Source organism: Actinomycetota bacterium (genome assembly GCA_035759705.1).
Classification (GTDB): domain Bacteria; phylum Actinomycetota; class CADDZG01; order JAHWKV01; family JAHWKV01; genus JAJCYE01.
Genome location: DASTUJ010000163.1, coordinates 1 through 5363, shown reverse-complemented (window position 1 = coordinate 5363; position 5363 = coordinate 1). Strand labels below are relative to the sequence as shown.

At 63.7% G+C, this 5363-nt stretch carries 7 protein-coding genes; 3 read left to right on the top strand and 4 right to left on the bottom strand.

Annotated features, from left to right (window positions below):
• A partial coding sequence (locus tag VFV09_10970) for a MerR family transcriptional regulator (GenBank protein HEU4868237.1) occupies positions 1 to 239 on the bottom strand: 239 nt, incomplete at its 3' end.
• A 131-nt stretch (positions 240 to 370) separates the two neighbouring features.
• Between VFV09_10970 and VFV09_10965 the strand changes: the two genes are divergently transcribed.
• A complete protein-coding gene (locus VFV09_10965; GenBank protein HEU4868236.1) occupies positions 371 to 1072 on the top strand; it encodes a DUF4389 domain-containing protein in 702 nt (233 codons plus the stop codon).
• A 104-nt stretch (positions 1073 to 1176) separates the two neighbouring features.
• Here the strand turns inward: VFV09_10965 and VFV09_10960 are convergent, their stop codons facing one another.
• From VFV09_10960 to VFV09_10950, 3 genes are all read right to left on the bottom strand, one after another.
• Positions 1177 to 2301 carry a hypothetical protein gene (locus VFV09_10960; GenBank protein HEU4868235.1) on the bottom strand — a complete coding sequence of 375 codons (1125 nt, stop codon included), beginning with the start codon at positions 2299 to 2301 and terminating at the stop codon, positions 1177 to 1179.
• A 572-nt stretch (positions 2302 to 2873) separates the two neighbouring features.
• Positions 2874 to 3152 (bottom strand): hypothetical protein, encoded by a 279-nt coding sequence (locus tag VFV09_10955; GenBank protein ID HEU4868234.1) that lies wholly within the window; start codon positions 3150 to 3152, stop codon positions 2874 to 2876.
• Positions 3145 to 3759 (bottom strand): TetR/AcrR family transcriptional regulator, encoded by a 615-nt coding sequence (locus VFV09_10950; GenBank protein HEU4868233.1) that lies wholly within the window; start codon positions 3757 to 3759, stop codon positions 3145 to 3147. Before VFV09_10950 ends, VFV09_10955 begins: the two co-directional genes overlap by 8 nt.
• 78 nt (positions 3760 to 3837) lie before the next feature.
• Between VFV09_10950 and VFV09_10945 the strand changes: the two genes are divergently transcribed.
• Entirely contained in the window at positions 3838 to 4905 is a 1068-nt protein-coding gene (locus VFV09_10945) for a class I SAM-dependent methyltransferase (GenBank protein ID HEU4868232.1), read from the top strand.
• Positions 4906 to 5018: 113 nt separating this feature from the next.
• Positions 5019 to 5363: ChaB family protein (locus VFV09_10940; GenBank protein HEU4868231.1), on the top strand; the 345-nt coding region annotated here is incomplete at its 3' end.

Sequence of the window (5363 nt, the reverse complement as noted above, 5' to 3'; positions counted from 1 at the left end):
CCGCAGGGGCAGGCCCCGTCGTCCTGGATTTTCAGCAGCTCACCGATCTCGTCGAGTCTGAGACCCAGGCTCTGGGCGTCCTTGATGAAGTGGATCCGCTTGACCGCGTCCTCATCGAACTGCCGGTAGCCGGATGGGGTCCGGCCGGCCGTCGCTAGGAGGCCCAGCCCCTCGTAGTAGCGGATTGAGTCCGGCGAGACCCCCGCCCGCTTCGCAATTTCCGAAACCTTCAGTCCCATGCTGGGCAGCGTACACCTTGGAGTCGACTCCAAGGTCAAGGGGAAGTTCCGGAATTTCTAGACGGCGCTTGTTCCCAGGTGCACACTGATTGCAGGTCCTGATCGAAGGCCCAAATTCAAAGGGGAAAGAGATGACGTCGAGCCCAGGCAGTTATCCGGTTTCGCTTGAAGGCACGCTGGACGAGGCCCTGTCCCGCTGGAAGTGGCTGGTGAAGTGGTTCCTGGCCATCCCGCACTTCATCGTCCTGCTCTTCCTGATCCTGGGCGCGCTGTTTGTCTCGATTGGGGCGTGGTTCGCCATCCTGTTCACCGGCAAGTACCCCCGGGCGCTGTTCGATTACAACGCAGGCGTCCTCCGCTGGGGTTGGAGGGTCGCCTACTACTGCACCGGGGTGCTCGGCACCGACAAGTACCCGCCGTTCTCTCTTGATGACGACCCCGCGTATCCGGCCCGGCTGAACATCGAATACCCGGAGAAGCTGTCCAGGGGACTAGTTTTGGTGAAGGCGTGGCTGCTGGCGCTGCCGCACCTGCTGATTATTGGGCTCCTGACGGGCGGCGCCTACTCGGTGACCACCGACAATACGGCGATTCAGGTCACGAGCCCCGGCCTCATCGGCATCTTGGCCGTCGTCGCCGGGTTGATCCTGCTGTTCACCGGCAAGTACAACGACACCCTGTTCGACCTGCTGATGGGCCTGAACCGGTGGGTCTACCGGGTGTGCGCCTACGTGTTGTTGATGACCGACGAGTACCCGCCGTTCCGCCTCGACCAGGGCGGCACGGAAAGCCCGGCGCCGCTGGCGGGCCCGGTCACCCCGCTAGCAGGTTAGGTGCGTGTCGGTCATGGGCCGGCATCGGGCGCCCGCGCCGGTGGCCTGGCTCCTACTCTGCCGTCAACACGATTCGGCCTAAATCGACCGTGGCCATGCCGCAACTAAAGGTTTTCGCTGCCGATGGTCGGGTTGCCGAAGACGTTGTTGTGAACCAGAGGTGCCGAAGGGCGTGAAGGCACAGACTGGGTTGACTCGTAATTGGCGTGAGCATCGGCAATGTAGTCCCAAAAGCCGAGTCCGACATCCGCTAGATGATCCCAGGTGACAGACTTCAGCCCTCGGAATTCGTAGATGGGGCGCTGACCGGGATCGACCTTTTCTCTGAACGCCCCAAGTCCTTCGACCGCCGCCGCCTCGGACTTGCCGAGCGACGAGGGATAGTCCTCTTCGGTCAACCTGTCGACTGGAAGCTCTCTACCCATCCCCGAGAACCACTCCCCGAGGGTAAGGCGAAGCTGAGGAACGCCTTTGGTGCTGAAGGCGGAGGGGAATATGCGATCGGACTCCTTCAGCTGCTGGGGCACGAACTGGTTGACTACCCCCAGCAGCATCTCGTTCCAGCTGTGGTACTCGGAGACGAGTTTCCCGAGCGGCCATGGCATCTTGCGAATGATTGCTGAGAAGTCTGTTCGAGCCATTAGCAGCGCAGCTGCTTTGGGGTAGGGCAGATTCCCGCGATTTAGCCACGCCGAAATTGGAATCTGGACTATCAGGCTCATTACCGAGGCCAGAATGTCTCGATGGTCGTCGGTTATTTCAAGGCGGCCCACGCTGATAATCCCCTCTGTCCTTCGACGGCATGCGTCCCAATACTCGGGTGCGTGTCCGGCTCCTCCAGACCCCATCGCGTAAGCCTTGATCTTGTCGGAATTTGTCGCTTGGAGGGCCCTGTCGAATCGCTTGTAAGCGGCACCGGACCGGATCTGCGCCAGGGCGGGATAGGAGAGTCCGGCGGTCACTTGAATCTGGCCTGAGTCAAAGGCCGAACTGCCTTGCGGGCTAACGAACAGGTCTGCCGCACCGCCGAACTTTGTGGCCGAGATGTCCGTCCCTCGTTTGGGGGTCAACGCGACCAGCGACGAGATTAGAGCCTGCATTGCAACGAGACTGGCCTGGAATTGGCCCCTTCCTTGCGGGCTCATGTCGTCAACCGGAGGGTGCACTATCAGCTCAAGGTCCGAGAGGACGCCCGATGAACCAGCGGGCGGATCGTCGGCGGTGATCAAGAATCCGTGACGGGAAGGGGCGAGCTCCTGGCGTTTGCCTAGTCTCTCCCTCTTTTTGCTGCCCAACATCCCCTTCACAGTCCTAAAGGTTTCGACGTAGCCGAATTCCATCTCGAGGCCGATATCACGTTGAATGTTGATAGGCGGAGAGTCCGTCAACATCCGGGTCACAGCCGCATTTCCGGCCAGACGGTGGAGCTCGACAATGGGACTGAAGCGAGATCTTTGTGGGGTCTCCGGCATCTGAGGTGTGTGGGGCATGAAGCGCGAGCCGCTGAGCTTCCCCCCTCCGATCACGCTTGGCCCCATGATCCGGTCCTCCGTGGATCCCGCCGAAACTCGCGCTTTCCCGGTTGTTGAGATCCGACAGCTTCCCCCAACGTGCAGGTCCAATGACGGCGAGGAAGACGCCGGCCAAAACCTGCTACGGCTGAGACGGCAGTGCGGTAGCTATTGCTGGAATCCGTGGAAATTCTAGCCCCGGCTGCTCTTGGAAGCTATGCGGTTCCAGATGTCTGCCCGTAAGGGCAATCCCACATGACTTTCGCCGTATGCCCGGGGCGGGCACGTCCTCACGCATCGCGAGACCGGACCGAACCCTCGACCGGATGCAGCTCGGCGTGGGCCGCCTGGGGGCTGCCCTGCTCCTCGGTGACCTTGCGCCAGCCTTTGCCGAACTCGTCGTCCAGATAGAAGACCGTCTTGCGGTACGTGACCCGTACTGCCGGGCGGTCGGTTCCCACCAGGCCCTGCTCGCGGACCCAGTAGCCAGGGTTCTCGGGCATGTCGGCAACGGTGATGGTCACCCGCTCCGCTTCGCAAGGCTCGAAATACCAGAACGTCTCAGTCATGGACCGGCTTATTCAGCACCAGCTCCAAGTAGCGCCGGTAGTGGCCGAGCTGGCGGCGCACGTCGCTCGGGTCACCGGTTGCCCGGGCCAGGACAAAGGCGCCCTCGAACGTGGTGAACATCAGGTCGGCCAGCGAGTCCGGGTCGGTGCCGGTGATCGACCGCTCGGCGAACGCCTGCCGCACCTTGTCGCCCAGGCGCTTCCGCCACAACTCGATGGTGTTCCGGATGACCTGGTGAGCCTCCCGGCTGTCGGGCATCTTCTCGTAGACGAAGGAGACGAACAGGCAGCCCGGGTCGGAGAACAGCTCGTCGGAAGCCTCCTCGAACGCCCGGGCGAACGCTATCAACTGCTCGGCGGGATCTTCAGAGATTGCTTCCGCCTTGCCCATGAAACTCTCGAGCATCTCGGCGTCGGCTGCGGCGTAACGTTCGAGCATCGACTGCCCGAGGGCGTTCTTGGACGCAAAGTGATGAAAAAAGGCTCCCTTGGAGATCCCGGCGGCGTCGATTACGGCATCGACGGTGGTGGCGCTGAACCCCCGGTCCAGCACCAGGTCCTGCGCGACCTCGAGGATCCGGCGCTTCGTGGTGACTGCGTCTCGCATGTTTCCATTTAACCACTTGACAGACCAACTAGTCGGTATCGATACTTAACCGACCAATTAGTCTGTTAGGAGGCCCGCATGACCGTGATCGCCCCGACCGAGTCGCTGGAGGATCGGCTGATTTCATCGGCGACGGCGGCGCTCGAGGTGTTCTCGATCCACATCGGGCGTACCCTCGGGCTGTATCGGGTGCTCGCCGAAGCCCCCCACACCCCGGCCGGGCTGGCCGAGGCCGCCGGCATCCACCCGCGCTACGCCCGGGAGTGGCTGGAGCAGCAGGCGGTGGCCGGCTTTCTCACAGTGGACGACGCGGCGGCAGATCAGGATTCCCGCGTTTACCGTCTGGATGGCCAAGCCGCTGCGATCTTCACGGGGGAGGAGGATCCCACCCACGTTTCTCCTCTGGCCGACATCGTGGTCGGCATCGGCCAGACCCTGGACCGGGTGACCGAGGCCTACCGCACGGGGGGCGGGGTCACCTTCGCCGACTACGGCCCGCACATGATGCACGGCCAGGGCGCCGTCAATCGACCGGCGTTCACCCACGACCTGGTCCCGTCGTGGATCGGAGCAGTCGACGGGCTGACCGAACGCCTGAACGCCGGAGCTACGATCGCCGATCTCGGCTGCGGTGTGGGCTGGGCGGCGATAGCCATGGCGGGTCAGCTGCCCGGAGCGAGGGTCATCGGTTGGGACCTGGATGCGGAGAGCATTGCCGCCGCCCGGAAGAACGCGGCGAAAGCCGGCGTGGAGGTCCGCTTCGAACTTGCCAACGCGGCCGCCATGGATCGGGAGGGTCCCTTCGACCTCATCACCATCCTGGAGGCCCTCCACGACATGTCGAACCCGGTGGAGGTGCTGCGGGCGGCCCGGGAGGTGCTCGCCGAGGGCGGGCTGGTCCTGGTTGCCGACGAGAAAGTGGCCGACGAGTTCACCGCTCCGGGCGACGACATGGAGCGCATGATGTACGGCTGGAGCATCACCCACTGCCTGCCGGCGGCGATGGCGGAGCAGCCTTCGGCGGCGATTGGCACGGTCATCCGTGCGCCGATTGTGCACGAGCTGGCGAGAGCGGCCGGGTTCGGGTCGTCGGAGACCCTGGACGCCGACGCCGGCTTCTTCCAGCTCCACGTTCTACGGGCCTAGCTCCTCCAGGCGGGCTGCAAGAACCGTCCCCCGACATCGTCGGTGCCGGTGCGAGGGCCCGGGCGAACGCACCCCGCCTACTGGAGAAACGGGATCTAGCCAGGAGGTTCGACGTGCCGAATGACGCCAAAGAGGATCTACCCGGGACTATCCAGCGTTCGCCGAAGAAGGCCCAGCGTACCTACGCCAAGACGCTGGAAGCGGCGCACGAGCAGTACGACGACGAGGCGCGGGCCCACCAGACCGCCTTCGCCTCGCTCAAGCACTCGTTCGAGAAGGTCGGGGACCACTGGGAGCCCAAACCCGAGAAGGGCCCCTCCGACCCTCAGGCCAAAGGCGGCGCCGGGACTAACCGGCCGACCGCCGGAGGGGTCGACGTGATTGGCCACACCCGGGACGAGCTGATGGAGAGGGCCCGGAAGCTGGATGTCAAGGGCCGTTCCCGGATGACGAAGCTG